The organism is Nocardioides carbamazepini, from assembly GCF_024614185.1.
Lineage (GTDB): Bacteria > Actinomycetota > Actinomycetes > Propionibacteriales > Nocardioidaceae > Nocardioides > Nocardioides carbamazepini.
This window is the reverse complement of sequence record NZ_JAHTLF010000016.1, coordinates 770,400-784,904: the sequence shown is the minus strand read 5'-3', so window position 1 is coordinate 784,904 and position 14,505 is coordinate 770,400. Positions and strand designations below refer to the sequence as shown.

The 14,505-nt window shown below is 72.8% G+C and carries 16 protein-coding genes; 10 read left to right on the top strand and 6 right to left on the bottom strand.

The features are described 5' to 3' along the window. Positions 1-19 precede the first annotated feature (19 nt). Positions 20-1,264, top strand: a complete 1,245-nt coding sequence (locus tag KVF89_RS16340; RefSeq protein WP_257427123.1) for a C39 family peptidase — start codon at positions 20-22, stop codon at positions 1,262-1,264. Between the two features lie 238 nt (positions 1,265-1,502). Here KVF89_RS16340 and KVF89_RS16335 read toward each other — a convergent pair whose 3' ends face one another. Then, positions 1,503-3,038 (bottom strand): molybdopterin-dependent oxidoreductase, encoded by a 1,536-nt coding sequence (locus tag KVF89_RS16335; RefSeq protein WP_372497928.1) that lies wholly within the window; start codon positions 3,036-3,038, stop codon positions 1,503-1,505. A 60-nt stretch (positions 3,039-3,098) separates the two neighbouring features. Between KVF89_RS16335 and ispF the strand changes: the two genes are divergently transcribed. From ispF to KVF89_RS16320, 3 genes are all read left to right on the top strand, one after another. After that, positions 3,099-3,581, top strand: a complete 483-nt coding sequence (ispF, locus tag KVF89_RS16330) for a 2-C-methyl-D-erythritol 2,4-cyclodiphosphate synthase (RefSeq protein WP_257427118.1) — start codon at positions 3,099-3,101, stop codon at positions 3,579-3,581. Positions 3,582-3,678: 97 nt separating this feature from the next. Further along, entirely contained in the window at positions 3,679-4,587 is a 909-nt protein-coding gene (locus tag KVF89_RS16325) for an alpha/beta fold hydrolase (RefSeq protein WP_257427116.1), read from the top strand. 14 nt (positions 4,588-4,601) lie between these two features. Then, on the top strand, positions 4,602-5,309 hold the full coding sequence (locus tag KVF89_RS16320) for an IspD/TarI family cytidylyltransferase (RefSeq protein WP_257427115.1): 708 nt from the start codon (positions 4,602-4,604) through the stop codon (positions 5,307-5,309). Here the strand turns inward: KVF89_RS16320 and KVF89_RS16315 are convergent. Then, positions 5,306-6,442, bottom strand: coding sequence for a sensor histidine kinase (locus KVF89_RS16315; protein WP_257427113.1), 1,137 nt, complete (start codon positions 6,440-6,442; stop codon positions 5,306-5,308). The two genes, KVF89_RS16320 and KVF89_RS16315, sit on opposite strands and share 4 nt — an antisense overlap. Beyond that, positions 6,435-7,124, bottom strand: coding sequence for a response regulator transcription factor (locus KVF89_RS16310; RefSeq protein WP_257427112.1), 690 nt, complete (start codon positions 7,122-7,124; stop codon positions 6,435-6,437). The genes KVF89_RS16315 and KVF89_RS16310 overlap by 8 nt, the downstream gene beginning before the upstream one ends. Positions 7,125-7,212: 88 nt before the next feature. Between KVF89_RS16310 and KVF89_RS16305 the strand changes: the two genes are divergently transcribed. Next, positions 7,213-7,806: a M15 family metallopeptidase gene (locus KVF89_RS16305; RefSeq protein ID WP_257427110.1), complete on the top strand. Its 594-nt coding sequence runs from the start codon at positions 7,213-7,215 to the stop codon at positions 7,804-7,806. A gap of 8 nt (positions 7,807-7,814) precedes the next feature. Here the strand turns inward: KVF89_RS16305 and KVF89_RS16300 are convergent, their stop codons facing one another. Together KVF89_RS16300 and KVF89_RS16295 are read right to left on the bottom strand one after the other, a co-directional pair. Beyond that, on the bottom strand, positions 7,815-8,435 hold the full coding sequence (locus KVF89_RS16300) for a glycosyltransferase family protein (RefSeq protein ID WP_257427108.1): 621 nt from the start codon (positions 8,433-8,435) through the stop codon (positions 7,815-7,817). 68 nt (positions 8,436-8,503) lie between these two features. Next, positions 8,504-8,989 carry a CarD family transcriptional regulator gene (locus KVF89_RS16295; protein ID WP_028654642.1) on the bottom strand — a complete coding sequence of 162 codons (486 nt, stop codon included), beginning with the start codon at positions 8,987-8,989 and terminating at the stop codon, positions 8,504-8,506. A gap of 230 nt (positions 8,990-9,219) precedes the next feature. Here KVF89_RS16295 and KVF89_RS16290 point away from each other — a divergent pair, with 230 nt between their 5' ends. From KVF89_RS16290 to KVF89_RS16280, 3 genes are read left to right on the top strand one after another with little or no spacing between them, the layout of a single operon-like run. Beyond that, positions 9,220-10,215 (top strand): UbiA family prenyltransferase, encoded by a 996-nt coding sequence (locus KVF89_RS16290; RefSeq protein WP_257427103.1) that lies wholly within the window; start codon positions 9,220-9,222, stop codon positions 10,213-10,215. A 52-nt stretch (positions 10,216-10,267) separates the two neighbouring features. Continuing rightward, positions 10,268-10,894 carry a copper chaperone PCu(A)C gene (locus tag KVF89_RS16285; protein WP_257427101.1) on the top strand — a complete coding sequence of 209 codons (627 nt, stop codon included), beginning with the start codon at positions 10,268-10,270 and terminating at the stop codon, positions 10,892-10,894. Then, positions 10,894-11,640: a phosphoglyceromutase gene (locus tag KVF89_RS16280; protein ID WP_257427099.1), complete on the top strand. Its 747-nt coding sequence runs from the start codon at positions 10,894-10,896 to the stop codon at positions 11,638-11,640. The genes KVF89_RS16285 and KVF89_RS16280 overlap by 1 nt, the downstream gene beginning before the upstream one ends. Positions 11,641-11,824: 184 nt before the next feature. Here KVF89_RS16280 and phoU read toward each other — a convergent pair whose 3' ends face one another. Further along, a complete protein-coding gene (gene phoU, locus KVF89_RS16275; RefSeq protein ID WP_257427097.1) occupies positions 11,825-12,478 on the bottom strand; it encodes a phosphate signaling complex protein PhoU in 654 nt (217 codons plus the stop codon). Positions 12,479-12,600: 122 nt separating this feature from the next. Between phoU and KVF89_RS16270 the strand changes: the two genes are divergently transcribed. Together KVF89_RS16270 and KVF89_RS16265 are read left to right on the top strand one after the other, a co-directional pair. Further along, on the top strand, positions 12,601-13,809 hold the full coding sequence (locus KVF89_RS16270; RefSeq protein WP_257427095.1) for a sensor histidine kinase: 1,209 nt from the start codon (positions 12,601-12,603) through the stop codon (positions 13,807-13,809). Further along, entirely contained in the window at positions 13,806-14,483 is a 678-nt protein-coding gene (locus KVF89_RS16265) for a response regulator (RefSeq protein WP_141004123.1), read from the top strand. The genes KVF89_RS16270 and KVF89_RS16265 overlap by 4 nt, the downstream gene beginning before the upstream one ends. Positions 14,484-14,505 lie beyond the last annotated feature (22 nt).

Here is a 14,505-nt window from a genome sequence, read left to right as displayed (position 1 = left end):
AGTGACATACCGTGGGCCAATGCGCCGGCCCTTCCCCCATCCCGCCGTGTCCCTCGCCTCCCTCGTCATGGCCGCCTGCCTGCTGACGGGCGTCTTCGCCGTCGTCCTCGGCCGCTCCGGCGATGCCGTGGGCGCCGACGCCGAGGCGGTCGCCGCCGCGGCCGTGTCCGACCGGCAGGTCGACCTCGAGCGGTTCGCCGCGCCCGGGCCGTGGAAGCCGGCGAAGACGCGCGCGAAGCACGGCCGGACCTACCAGGTCGCGCGCTGGAAGAGCCGGTGGGTCTCCCCCGGCTTCGACTTCACGGAGCTGATCGCGTCCTGGTCCGCCCGGACCCCCGGCTCGAGCTGGATCGAGGTGGAGGTCCGCGGCCGGTCCGCCGGCGGCGCGAAGACGTCGTGGGACGTGCTCGCCCGCTGGGCCGCCAAGGACAAGGTGGTCGAGCGCCGCTCCGGCGGCACGCAGGCCGACGACGGCACCCGGGTCGTGACCGACACCTGGAAGACAGCGGGCCTGGCGTCGTACCGGCTGCGGGTCGCGGTGCACCACGAGCGCGGCCGCAAGGCGCCGCGCATCGACCTCGTCACGGCGATGACCTCCCGCCTGCCCGCCACCGCGGGCCCCACGTCCGCGCCCATGGCCGCGCGCGGCGTGGAGCTGGCGGTGCCGCGCTACTCCCAGATGGTCCACTCCGGCCACTACCCGCAATGGGGCGGCGGCGGCGAGGCGTGGTGCTCGCCGACGTCGACCGCGATGGTGCTCGGCTACTACGGGCGGCTGCCCGGTCCCGGCAGCTACGGCTGGGTGCCGGCCGGGCACCCCGACCCGTGGGTGGACGCGACCGCCCGCCTGACCTACGACCACGCGTATCGAGGGACCGGGAACTGGCCCTTCAACACCGCGTACGCCGCCCGGCGGGTGGGGGCCGCCGGGGAGGCGTTCGTGACCCGGCTACGCGACCTCACCGATGCCGAGCTGCTCGTCCAGGCCGGCATCCCGCCGGTCATCTCCCTGGCCTTCGCCCGCGGCGAGCTCACCGGAGCCCCGATCTCCTCGTCCAACGGGCACCTGCTGGTGATCGTCGGCTTCACCGCCGCCGGCGACGTGATCGTCAACGACCCCGCCGCTCCGGGCAACGACGGCGTCCGGCGGGTCTACTCCCGAGCTCAGCTCGAGAGGGTCTGGCTGCAGGCGTCCGGCGGCGCGGCATACGTCGTCCACGACGCCGCTCACCCGTTGCCGCCCTCGCCTGCCGGCAACTGGTGAGCTGCCGACTGGCGCACGGCAGCGCGGCGCAGTCGGTCATCGCGGGAAGCGAAGGCGACGCAGGAGCGGAGGAGTTCCACGAGCCGAACGGCTTGCCGCCATGCGGACGCAACCACGTCGCAACTCGACCGCGTGCGCGGCAGCGTGTCGCACGGCGGCGAAGCCGCATCGTGCGAAGCCCGCGGGGCCGAGCTTGCGAGGCCCCGGGCGGCGAGCACGATCTGCGACACGCTCGCGCCTAACCAGCACTGAAGTCGATGGTGTGCCAGCCGGTCGCGCCGTCCGGCAGGACGTCCGCGACCGCGCCGGTCTGGGTGCGACCTCGGGTGTCGATGGCACGGACCCGGAGCTGGTGGTCGCCGGGCTCGACGTCGACCACGGCCCGCCACTGGACCCAGGTGTCGAGGTTCGGTGCGGCCGCGAGGGTGGCAGGCTGCCAGCGGCCGCCGTCGACCTGCACCTCGACGCCGGCGATCCCGGTGTGCTGGAGCCACGCGACCCCGGCGCAGACGACCTCCCCGGCCGGCACGTCGGCGCCGTCGCCGGGCACCTCGATCTTCGAGGCGATCTTGACCGGGCCCTGCTCGGACCAGCCCTTGTCTGTCCAGTACGCCGTGATGTCGTCGAACCGGGTGACCTCCATGTCGACCACCCACTTGCAGGCCGACACGTACCCGTAGAGCCCGGGCACGATCGTGCGAACCGGGAACCCGTGCTCGATCGGCAGCGGCTCGCCGTTCATCGCCACGGCGAGCATCGCGTTGCGCTCGTCGGTCAGCGCCGCGAGCGGCGTACCGCAGGTCCACCCGTCCTCGGACGTCTGCAGCACCGCGTCGGCGCCGGCCAGCGGGCCGGCCTCGGCGAGGAGCGCGGCCAGGCGGATGCCGCTCCACCACGCGTTGCCGATCAGGTCGCCGCCGACCTCGTTGGACACACAGTTGAGCGTGATCCAGTCCTGGGTGATCTCGCGACGGACCAGGTCGGCGTACGAGAGCCGGACCTCGCGCTCGACCATCCCGTGGATCCGCAGCTCCCAGTCGGCGGGCGCGATGGTCGGCTTGATGATGGCGGTGTCGATCAGGTAGAAGTCGTCGTTCGCGGTCTGCCAGGGCGAGACGCCCTCGACGCCGTTCCCCACGCCGTCGGGTACGGCGGGCGCGGTGGTGCCCTCGATCCGCAGCAGCCGCCGGCTCTGCTCGGCCCGGCGGCGCGCGCTGCCAGCGATCCGGCCGACCAGGCCACCGGCCACCGCGAGCGCGGCGGCCCCGCCCGCGGCGGTGAAGAAGCGGCGGCGGGTGTGCATCGGCTCGGCGGCCGGGTCCTCGCTGTCCTCCACCAGCTCCCAGCGGCGCAGCCACTCGGCCAGGACGGCCAGCACGACCAGCCAGCCCAACAGCCCGGCCACGATCGGCGCGAGGTCGATCAGACCCGGCGTCGGCTTGGTGAGCACGGCGACGACAGCGATGCCGGCGAGCACGGAGAACCCCGTGACCGCCGCCCACCACCGCTGGTGCGCCAGCCGTCCGACCCACCCGAACACGACGGCGAGCAGGATCAGGATCCCGGCGACGAGGACCTTCTTGTCCGCGGTGTCGAAGGTGTCGATCGCCCACTTCGCGACCGGGCCGGGGGTCAGCGCGATGACGCCCTCGGCGACCGCGACGACCGGCGAGTCCCGCACGTGCAGCAGCGCGGCGACGGCATAGCTCAGGCCCAGGCCGACGGCCCCGGCGAGCAGTCCGGCCAGTGGCCACCAGGCGCGGGAGGTCCTCACCTGCCCCATTCTCCCGCACGGGTCGCTCGCGCGGGCACGGACTCGGGCATGATCGGGTGAGTGAACCTGCGCATCGGCATCGGCTCCGACGTCCATCGGCTGGTCCCCCGCGGTCCGCAGGACCCGCCGCTCGCGCTCGGCGGACTGAACTGGCCGGACGAGGACATGCGGCTCGACGGACACTCCGACGCCGACGTCGCCGCGCACGCCGCGTGCGACGCGCTGCTGTCGGCGGCGGGGCTCGGTGACCTCGGCAGCAACTTCGGTACGGCGGAGCCCGCGTGGGCCGGCGCGAGCGGGGCCGCCCTGCTCGGCGAGACCCGGCGCCGGGTCGAGGCGGCGGGCTTCGCGGTCGTCAACGTGGCGGTGCAGGTGATCGGGAACCGACCGAAGGTCGGCCCCCGTCGCGCGGAGGCGGAGGCGGCGCTGGGCGACGTACTCGGCGCTCCGGTGTCCCTGTCGGCCACCACGACCGACGGCCTCGGCCTGACCGGCCGCGGCGAGGGCGTGGCGGCGATCGCGACCGCGCTCCTCTCCTCCTGACCTCCGCTCCTCCTGCCGCTCCTCCTGCGGCTCCTCCTGCGGCTCCAGCGGGTCGCGTGGCAGGGTGGGCGCCGAGAGCGACGTCGAGGAGGCACTGATGTCCGACCACACCGTGATCACCGAGGACGGCCTGCGGATCCAGGTGACCGTCCACGGCCGCACCGACGCGCCGTTGACGGTGCTGCTCTCCCACTGTTGGACCGCGGACGAGTCGGACTGGCACTACCAGGTCACCGACCTGCTGGCCCGCTACGGGCGCGACGTCCGGGTGGTCACGTGGGACCACCGCGGACACGGGCGGTCCGACCGCGCCCCCGAGGCCGCCTGCACCATCCCCCACCTGGCCCGCGACCTCGGCCTGGTCGTCGACACCTGCGCCCCCGAGGGTCCGCTCGTCATCGCCGGCCACTCGGTCGGCGGCATGACCATCACGGCGATCCCCGAGGAGCGGCCGGAGCTGATGCCGCGGATCGTGGGCGCCCTGTTCGTCAGCACGACGAGCGGTGAGCTCGACAAGATCACCCTCGGCCTGCCGGCCGTGGCCGGAGCGGTGCTGCGCGACCGGCTCCCGTTCATCCTCGCCAACCGCTCGCGGATGCTGAGCCTCAGCCGCCGCCAGAGGTTCCCGACGATCGAGCGCCAGGTCGCGCGCCGGTTCCTGTTCGGCCGTCCCGCCCGGGCCCGCGACATCGCCCACGCCGTCGACCAGCTCGTCCACGCCCGCCCGGAGACCATGTCCGGGTTCTTCAAGGACATGATGAGCCACGACCGGATCGGCAACCTGGCGGCGTTCGACGACATCCCCACCACCGTCCTGGTCGGCAGCCGCGACCTGCTCACGCCGCCCGAGCACGCCGGCAAGATCGCCCGCGGCATCCGCGGCGCCCGGCTCCTGGTCGCGCCCGGCGCCGGGCACTACCTGCCGTTCGAGCGCCGGGAGCTGGTCAGCGGCGAGCTGTTCGCCCTCGTCGACCGGGCGCTCGCCCGGCTCCCGGCCCGAGCCTGACTACGCTCACCGGGGTGAGCACCCCACCGACCGCCGCCGTCGTCGTCCTCGCCGCCGGGAGCGGCAGTCGGGTCGGCGCGGAGCTCAACAAGGTCCTGCTGCCGCTGCGCGGACATGCCGTACTGGCCTGGTCGGTGCGCACCGCCCTCGGCGTGCCCGGCGTCGACCCGGTCGTGGTCGTCCACCGGCCCGGTGAGCGCGCCGACGTCGGCACCGCCCTGCTGCCCGTGATCGGGGAGCGCGAGGTGCTGCTCGTCGAGGGTGGTGCCACCCGTCAGGACTCCGAGCGGGCGGCCCTCGCCGCCCTCGCTCCCCGCGTGGACGACGGGAGCATCGACGTCATCGCCATCCACGACGGCGCCCGGCCGCTGGCCGACGCGGGGCTGTTCGCCACGACGATCACGACCGCACGCCGGTACGGCGGCGCCGTATCCACCGTCGAGCTGGCAGGCCTGCTGCCGCGCGATCCGGCGACGGCTCCGTCACCCGGTGGCGCCGGCACGCGGTTGGTGGGCGTCCAGACACCGCAGGCGTTCCGGGCCGGGCCGCTGCTCGAGGCCTACGCAGCCGCCGCGGCGGCCGGCTTCGACGGCACCGACACCGCGGCTGCCTTCTCGCAGTTCGCGCCGCCCGGATCGCAGGTGCGCGCCGTGCCCTCCGGCCCGGCCAACCTCAAGGTCACCTTCGCCGAGGACCTCCGGGTCGCCGAGCGGCTGCTCTAGGCGGGTGCCGGCAGGCGCACGGTCACCTGGAGCCCGCCCGCGGGCCGCGCGAAGAGGGTGAGGGTGCCGTCGTGGGCCTCGACGATGCTCGCGACGATCGTGAGGCCGAGGCCGGCGCCGGCATGACCCGGGTGGCCGGCCCGGTCGACGCGGGTACGCTCGCTCCCCCGCTGGAACGGCTCGGCCAGGGTGGCGACCAGGTCGGGGTCCAGGTGCGCTCCGGTGTTCTCGACGGTGAGCACCACCGCCGTCGGCTCACGGCGGGTGAGCACCCGGACGCTGCCCTGCTCAGGGAGGTTGTGGACGATCGCGTTGTGCACGAGGTTGGTCGTCAGCTGCAGGAGCAGCGCCGGCTCACCGCGGGTGACGGCGATGTCGCCGGAGGTCTCGAGGACGACGCCTCGGGCCTCCGCGAACGGCAGCAGCGTCTCGGTGGCCTCCTCGGCGACGAGCGAGAGGTCGACGTCCTCGCGGGCGAACGAGCGTCGGTCGGCGCGGCTGAGCAGGAGCAGCGCCTCGGTGAGGTCGATCGCCCGGGTGTTGACGGCGTGGAGACTCTCGACGAGCCGGCCGGTGTCGCGGGTCGGGTCCTTGCGGGCCAGCTCGAGCAGGGTCTTGGTGATCGTCAGGGGCGTCCGCAGCTCGTGCGAGGCGTTTGCGGCGAACCGCTGCTGCTCCGCGACGTGCGCATCGAGCCGCGCGAGCATGCTGTCGAAGGCGTCCGCGAGCTCGCGGAACTCGTCGCGGCGTCCGGGCAGCTGGATGCGGTGGAAGAGGGAGCCGGTCGCGGCCGTCCGGGTGGCCTCGGTGATGCGGGCCAGCGGCGCGAGCATCCGCCCGGCGAGCAGCCACCCGCCCAGCAGGCCGCACACCAACAGGAAGCCCAGCGCCCCCACGGCCTTGGGAGCGAACGCCTCCCACAGGTCGGAGCGGCCGGGGACGAAGAGGTACGGCGACCGCCTCGGGTCGCCGGGGGCGACGTCTCGGACCGGGACGGTCACGGCGACGTCAGGCACGTAGCGCAGCAGGAACAGCCACACCACCGCCAGCAGCAGGGCACCGGCCAGGAGCAGGAAGCCGGCGTAGCTGAGCGTCAGCCGGAGGCGCACACTCAGGCCGGGCCGCCTATCCACCGGCTGCTCCCCCGCGGTCACCGTGGGGGTCGATGCGGTAGCCGACGCCCGCCACGGTGGCGATGACCCACGGCTCTCCGAGCCGCTTGCGCAGCGCCGACACGGTGATCCGGACGGCGTTGGTGAACGGGTCGGCGTTCTCGTCCCAGGCGCGCTCCAGGAGCTCCTCGGCGCTCACGACGCCTCCCTCGGCCGCCACCAGCACCTCGAGCACCGCGAACTGCTTGCGGGTCAGGGCTACATAGCGGTCGTCGCGGTAGACCTCGCGGCGGAACGGGTCGAGCCGCAGGCCGGCGATCTCCCGGACGGGCGGACGATGGTGCGCGCGCCGGCGATCGAGCGCGCGGAGCCGGAGGACGAGCTCGCCGAGCTCGAAGGGCTTGGTCAGGTAGTCGTCCGCGCCGAGCGCGAACCCGGAGGCCTTGTCGTCGAGACGATCGGCCGCGGTGAGCATCAGGATCGGCATCCCGCTGCCGGAGGCGACGATGCGCCGGGCGATCTCGTCACCCGAGGGGCCGGGGACGTCGCGGTCGAGGACGGCGATGTCGTAGGCGTTGACGCTCAGCAGCTCCAGCGCCGTGTCGCCGTCGCCGGCGATGTCGGCCGCGATCGCCTCCAGGCGCAGCCCGTCGCGGACGGCCTCGGCCAGGAGAGGCTCGTCCTCGACGATCAGCACCCGCACCTGGTCGATGCTACGAGCCGCCACATATCGCCGGCATATCGAAAAGCCGATACGCCCTGACAACGCCGCGCTGCCTTGACTGGGCGCCATGGCCTCCTTCCCCAGTTCCCGGCCCACGCGACACCGCCTCCGGCCGGCCGTCGTCCCCCTCGTCCTGCTCCTCGTGGCACTGATCGGCGTCGCCGGCTCGCGCGTCGTCATGTCCACGCCGTCGTCGGACGCCGCGTCCCCCGTCGGGGACGGCGAGCTTCCCGACGGCACCTCGGCGTACGACGACGCGCACGCCGGTGTGACCGAGCTCGACCCGGACCTCCTGCGCGCGCTGCGGCGGGCCGCGACGGATGCGGTCGACGACGACGTCGACATCGTGGTCAACAGCGGCTGGCGGTCCCCGGAGTACCAGCAACGGCTCCTCGACGAGGCCGTCGCGACCTACGGCTCGCGCGCGGAGGCAGCGCGCTGGGTCGCCACCCCCGAGACCTCGCCCCACGTGTCGGGCGACGCCGTCGACGTGGGACCCGCCGACGCCGCCGCGTGGCTGGCGACCCACGGCGCGCGGTACGGCCTGTGCCGGATCTACGACAACGAGCCCTGGCACTACGAGCTGCGCCCGGACGCCGCCGACCGGGGCTGCCCGCCTCGGTACCCTGACCCCACCCACGACCCGCGCACCCGGCGGTGAGCGGCGCCTCAGCGCGGGTCGGTGAGCGCCTCGAGCACCCGGAGGTCGGCGTCCGAGGCGACCCGGCGGGCCGTCGGCGGTGCCTCGACGAGAACGACCCGGTCGGCGCCGTACCGCTGCCGGAGCGCGGCGACGAGCGCCACGAAGTCGGTGGCGGGCAGCCGCCCGCCGTCGCCGAGCAGGTCCGCGACCACTGACGACGGCAGCACGACCGGGGAGCAGACGGCGACCAGGCCGTCGCGGTCGACACTGGCCCCGACGGTCTCGCCGTCGGTCTCGCCGTCGGGCGCGCCGTGCGCCTCCTTGACCGTGTCGGTCACCGGGCGCACCCCGACCATGATCCGGTCCTCGACGGACGCACGCTCGGCGCAGCGACGGAGGAACTCGGGCGGGGTCATCGGGCACAGCGGGTCGTGCAGCAGCAGCGGCTGCTCGAGCTCGACCACCACGTCCCAGGGGACCGTCTGGTCGAGCAGGTCGACCCCGGCCTCGCCGGCGGCCCAGGCAGCCGCAGCCACCAGCGACTCGCCGTGGATCAGGCGGAACGGCAGGGAGCCACGGCCCTCCTCGACCACCAGCCCCGCGACGGGCGCCGAGATGCCGACGACGTCATACGGATGCGGGTTCATCGGAACCCACCGTATGACGTCGTCGGCGTTGCGTTGCCAACGGCCTGCGGAGCACAGGCCTCAGTGGCTCAGGAGGCCAGCACCTCGTCGAGAATCGTCTCGGCCTTGTCCTCGTTGGTGTTCTCGCAGAGCGCGAGCTCGGAGACCAGGATCTGGCGAGCCTTGGCGAGCATCCGCTTCTCGCCCGCCGACAGTCCGCGGTCACGCTCACGGCGCCACAGGTCGCGGACGACCTCCGCCACCTTCATGACGTCGCCACTGTGGAGCTTCTCGAGGTTCGCCTTGTAGCGCCTCGACCAGTTGGTCGGCTCCTCGACATGCTCCGCGCGGAGCACCCCGAAGACCCGGTCCAGCCCGTCCTTGTCCACGACATCCCGAACACCCACGAGATCCAGGTTGTCAGCCGGAACGCGGACCACGAGGTCCTGCTGAGCGACAATCCGAAGCACGAGGTACTGCCGTTCCTGGCCCTTGATCGTCCGCATCTCGATGTTCTCGATGACCGCGGCCCCGTGATTGGGGTAGACGACCGTTTCGCCGACGGTGAAAGTCATATGAGCAAAACCCCTTCCTAGGGTGGCCTATCTTACCACGCCATCAAGGACTCTCCGAATGCGTTTGCGCAGGTCAGGGGCACAATCAGCGGCTTGACAAGTGACCGAACCTGTGATGGTCCGGGGCTGCTGCCCCATGATGGAGATCACCCGGAGGGCTACGGCGGCAGGTCCATCCGATTCGGCGGGCCCACCCCCATGTGGCTCGGCGGTGGTCAATACTGCTCGCCATGGCGAAGACGCAGCGCTGGCGGCGCGGCCGCTCCGCCGGGGACGGAACCCCGGCCGAGGCGAGGCCCGAGGAGCTCTCCGAGGAGACCCCCACGGCGGCCGAGGCCGTCCTCGAGGCCGACCTCGAGGATGCTCCGGAGACGGCCGACGTCGCGGACGCCGAGGCCGCCCCGGAACCCGACGGCACCGACGATGCCGAGGAGCCGGAGGACGCCGAGGACCCGCACCCGCCCCTGCCGCACGTCCCGGACCGCTCCGGCCTGACCGGCTGGCTGTTCGGCGGCCGCAACCCGGCCGACGTCGTACCTCTCCAGCTCCTGCAGGCCGCGCACGCCAAGCAGGCGATCACGACGGCGCTCGCCATGGGCCTGGTCGCCGCGATCGCCGGTCGTCCGGCGCGGGAGGCGGGCGTGGTCCTGGTGACGGTGCTCGTCGGCCAGACCATCCTCGGCTGGCACAACGACATCGTCGACCGGCAGCGCGACGAGGCGCACGGCCTGACCGGCAAGCCGATCGCCGCCGGGCGGCTGGATCCCGGCACCGCCTGGTACGCCGTCATCGTCGGCTTCCTGCTGCTCCTCCCCCTCGCCACCACGACCGGCGCGAAGGCGGGCGCCTTCTACGGCGCCTCCGTCGTCGTGGCGATGCTCGGCAACATCGTGCTGCGCACCGGCTTCCTGTCCTGGTGGTCCTGGGCGGTGTCGTTCGCGCTGCTGCCGGCCTACCTCTCCTATGGCGGCTGGGGCGGCAAGGCCGTGGGCAGCCCTCCCGAGCCGGCGATCGTCGTCCTCGCGGCGCTGCTCGGCATCGGCATCCACTTCACGCGTGCCGTGTGGGGGCTGGTGGCCGACCACGAGGACGGCTGGACCTACCTGCCGCTCAAGCTCGGGCTCAAGCTGGGCGCGACCCGGCTCCTGGCGCTCTCGACCGTCTACACGGTCGTCGTCGCGGTGCTGCTGGTCGTGGTCGGTGCCCGGGTCGGCCTCAGCCGTTGACCGACGCTAGAGTGAGGCCGCTTCGACCCAACTGACCCGGAGGCTCGCCGACATGCCCCACCTGCGCCGATCCGCGCTCGCCGGACTGCTGCTGGCGGTCGTTCCCGCCACTGCCCTGAGCGCCTGCGGATTCGACTACCCCACCGATCGGGTCAACACGATCGCCGGGGGGGTGAACGAGCGCTCCGGCGACGTCGACGCGCTCGGCATCCGGATCCTCGCGACCGCGCAGGGCGAGGGCCGGCTGATCGGCTCACTGTCCAACAACCTGCGCGAGGACGCCTCGCTCGACGCCGTGTCGTCGTCCGCGGGCATCGTCGCCGGCTCGTTCGATCCGGTCGAGGTCGCGGGTCGCGGCTTCGTCAACCTGGCCACCGAGTCCGTGGTGCCGTTGACCGGCGACTTCACGGCCGGTCAGGTCGTGCCGCTCGACCTGACCTTCAGCGACGGCACCACGCTCAGCCTCGACGTACCGGTCGTCAAGCCGTGCTTCCAGTACACCCAGATCCCGACCGACCTGCCGAGCGAGACCGCGTCCGCCAAGGGTGGTGACAGCAAGGCCGCCGAGACCACCGACGAGGCCACTGACGGGGCCACCCACGAGGCCGGCGACGAGAGCCACGACGCCAGCTTCAGCTGCGCCGACGAGGCTCCGAGCCCTGGCGGCGGGGCGCACTGATGACGTTCCCGCTGGTCCTGCTCCGCCACGGCGAGAGCGAGTGGAACGCGAAGAACCTCTTCACCGGCTGGGTCGACGTCGCGCTCACCGAGAAGGGCCGCGGCGAGGCGGTCCGCGGCGGCGAGCTCCTCGCGGAGGCCGGCATCCTGCCCGACGTCGTCCACACCTCGCTGCAGCGCCGCGCGATCAACACCGCCGCGCTCGCGCTCGACGCGGCGGATCGCCACTGGATCCCGGTGCGGCGCTCGTGGCGCCTCAACGAGCGCCACTACGGCGCGCTGCAGGGCAAGGACAAGAAGGCGATCAAGGACGAGTACGGCGAGGAGCAGTTCATGCTCTGGCGCCGCTCCTTCGACACGCCGCCGCCCCCGCTGGCCGACGACGACGAGTACTCCCAGGCCGGCGACCCGCGCTACGCCGACCTCGGTGACGAGCTGCCCCGCGCCGAGGCGCTCAAGCAGGTCATCGACCGTCTGCTCCCCTACTGGGACGCCGGGATCGTGCCGGACCTCCGGGCCGGCCACACCGTCCTGGTCGCCGCCCACGGCAACAGCCTGCGCGCGATCGTGAAGCACCTGGACCAGGTCAGCGACGCCGAGATCGCCGGCCTCAACATCCCCACCGGGATGCCGCTGGTCTACGAGCTCGACGAGGACACCCTCGCCCCGGTCGTCCCGGGCGGGCGCTACCTCGACCCGGCCGCTGCCGCTGCCGCTGCCGCCGCCGTCGCCAACCAGGGCCGCTGACCCGGCGCAGACTGAATCTGGATCGACGCTGACCCGGCGCAGACTGAACTCCAGAACGCGCTGACCCGGCGCAGATTGAACTCGGCGGACGCACCCGCAGTTAAATCTGCGCCGGGTCGGCGCATTTCCGGCCTCAATCTGCGCCGGGTCAGCGCAGTATGAGAGTCAGTCTGCGCCGGGTCGGTCAGGCAACGGGCGCCGGGTTGTGGCCGGTGACCACGAAGATGACCCGGTTGGCGACCGACACGGCGTGGTCGGCGATCCGCTCGTAGTAGCGGCCGAGCAGGGCGATGTCGACCGCGGCCTCGACGCCGTGGGTCCACTCGTCGCCGAGGAGCTCGGTGAAGCTGCGGCGGCGCAGCTGGTCCATCTCCTCGTCGTCGCGACCGAGCGCGATCGCGGCCTCGACGTCGCGTCCGGAGATCACCTCGGTGACCCGGCCGACCATGTCCTCGGCGACCTCGGCCATCCGGGCCACGGTCGGGCGGACCTCGTCGGGGACGGCGACGTCGGGGACCCGCAGGCGGGCGATCTTGGCGACGTGGACGGAGAGGTCGCCCATCCGCTCGAGCTCGGCCACCATCCGGAGTGCGGCGACGACCGTGCGGAGGTCGCCGGCGACCGGCTGCTGCAGGGAGAGCAGGGCGAAGGCGGAGTCCTCGACCTTCTCGCGGGCCCGGTCGATCTCGACGTCCCCGCTGATCACCCGTTCCGCGATCGAGGAGTCGCCGGTCATCAGGGCCCGGGTGGCCTCGCCGACCGCGACCTGGACGCGGCGGGAGATTCCGGCGAGGTCGTCGAAGATCGCGTCGAGTTGGTCGGTATAGGCATCACGCATGGCCCCGAGCCTACGGAGGCGAGGTGTCCATCAAGCGAGGTGCGGTGAACGCAGGGTGAACATCGCGAAGCCCGGCCGCCGCGATGCGGAGCGCGACCCGCGATGCGCCGTACGATCGAGGCGTGGATCCGACGACGCAGGCCTTCCTGGCCGCGCTCCTCGGCGCCCTCGTGGCAGGTGGCGCCATGCTCGCCTGGCATCTCAGCGACCGCCAGCAGCGGGTCTTCCACCAGCCCGAGGAGCCGCTGCTCCCCGACGGCGTCGCGGGTGTCCTCTCGGTCCTGCGCAGCAGCGCGGTCGTCGTCGACGAGTCCGACTCGGTCGTCAAGGCATCGGCCCCGGCGTACGCCATGGGCTTCGTCCGCGGCACCACGCTCCTCTCCGACGAGCTCGGCGGCCTGATCCGGAAGGTGCGCCGTGACGGGCAGATCCGCGAGACGGAGCTGATCGTGCCGCGCGCCGCGGGCTCGCCGCGGCACGTCACCGCCCGCGTCGCGCCGCTCGGCTCGCGACTGGTCCTCGCGCTCGTCGAGGACCGCACCCGCGAACGGCAGGTCGACGCCGTACGACGCGACTTCGTGGCCAACGTGAGCCACGAGCTGAAGACGCCCGTCGGCGCGATGCGGCTGCTGGCCGAGGCGGTGCAGGATGCCGCCGACGACCCGGACGCCGTCTACCGGTTCGCGTCGCGGATGCTCACCGAGAGCGACCGACTCTCGCGGCTGATCCAGCAGATCATCGAGCTGTCGCGGCTCCAGGGCGACGAGCCCCTCAACTCGCCGGTTCCCGTCTCGATCGACGACGTCGTCGCCTCCGCGGTCGACTTCGTCGACATGAACGCCGGCGCCAAGGACATCCAGGTCATCGCCGAGGGCGAGGCGGGCCTGAAGGTGCTCGGCAGCGAGAAGCAGGTCGGCGCCGCGGTCTCCAACCTGGTGGCCAACGCCGTCGCCTACTCCGAGCCCGGCTCGCGCGTCGTGGTGACCCGCAAGCGGGCCGGCCACAGCGTCGAGATCTCGGTGATCGACCAGGGCATCGGCATCCCGCAGGCCGAGGTGGAGCGGATCTTCGAGCGGTTCTACCGCGTCGACCCCGCGCGCCACCGCTCGACCGGCGGCACCGGTCTGGGCCTGTCGATCGTCAAGCACGTCGCGGCCACGCACGGCGGCGAGGTGCGGGTCTGGTCCGTCGAGGGGCAGGGCTCGACGTTCACGCTGATCCTGCCGCAGCACCCGAACCACGAGGACGGGCCGTACATGCGGCTCGCCGAGCTCGCGGCCGGCCCGGAAGCGCCGGGCGGACGCACCGAAGATCAGGAGGAACCCCGATGACCCGGGTACTTGTCGTCGAAGACGAAGAGAGCTACAGCGACGCCCTCGCCTACCTGCTCCGCAAGGAGGGCTTCGAGGTCGCGATCGCGGCCGACGGCAACGAGGCGCTCAAGGAGTTCGACCGCAACGGCGCCGACATCGTGCTGCTCGACCTCATGCTGCCGGGCATCCCCGGCACCGAGGTGTGCCGGACCATCCGCCAGACCTCGAACGTGCCGGTGATCATGGTGAGCGCCAAGGACGACGAGGTCGACAAGGTCGTCGGGCTCGAGCTCGGTGCGGACGACTACGTCACCAAGCCCTACTCCCCCCGCGAGCTGGTCGCCCGGATCCGCGCGGTCCTGCGCCGCGGCATCGGCGACGAGCTGCTCCCCGACACCCTCGAGGCCGGGCCCGTGCGGATGGACGTCGAGCGGCACGTGGTGACGGTCGACGGCACCGAGCAGCGACTGCCGCTCAAGGAGTTCGAGCTGCTGGAGATGTTCCTGCGCAACCCCGGCCGCGTGCTCACCCGCGGTCAGCTCATCGACCGGGTCTGGGGCTCCGACTACGTCGGCGACACCAAGACGCTCGACGTCCACGTGAAGCGACTGCGCGCCAAGCTGGAGCCGGAGCCGAGCGAGCCCAAGTTCCTCGTCACCGTGCGCGGCCTGGGCTACAAGTTCGACGTCTGAAAATCGCGCGACCCCGGCTCGC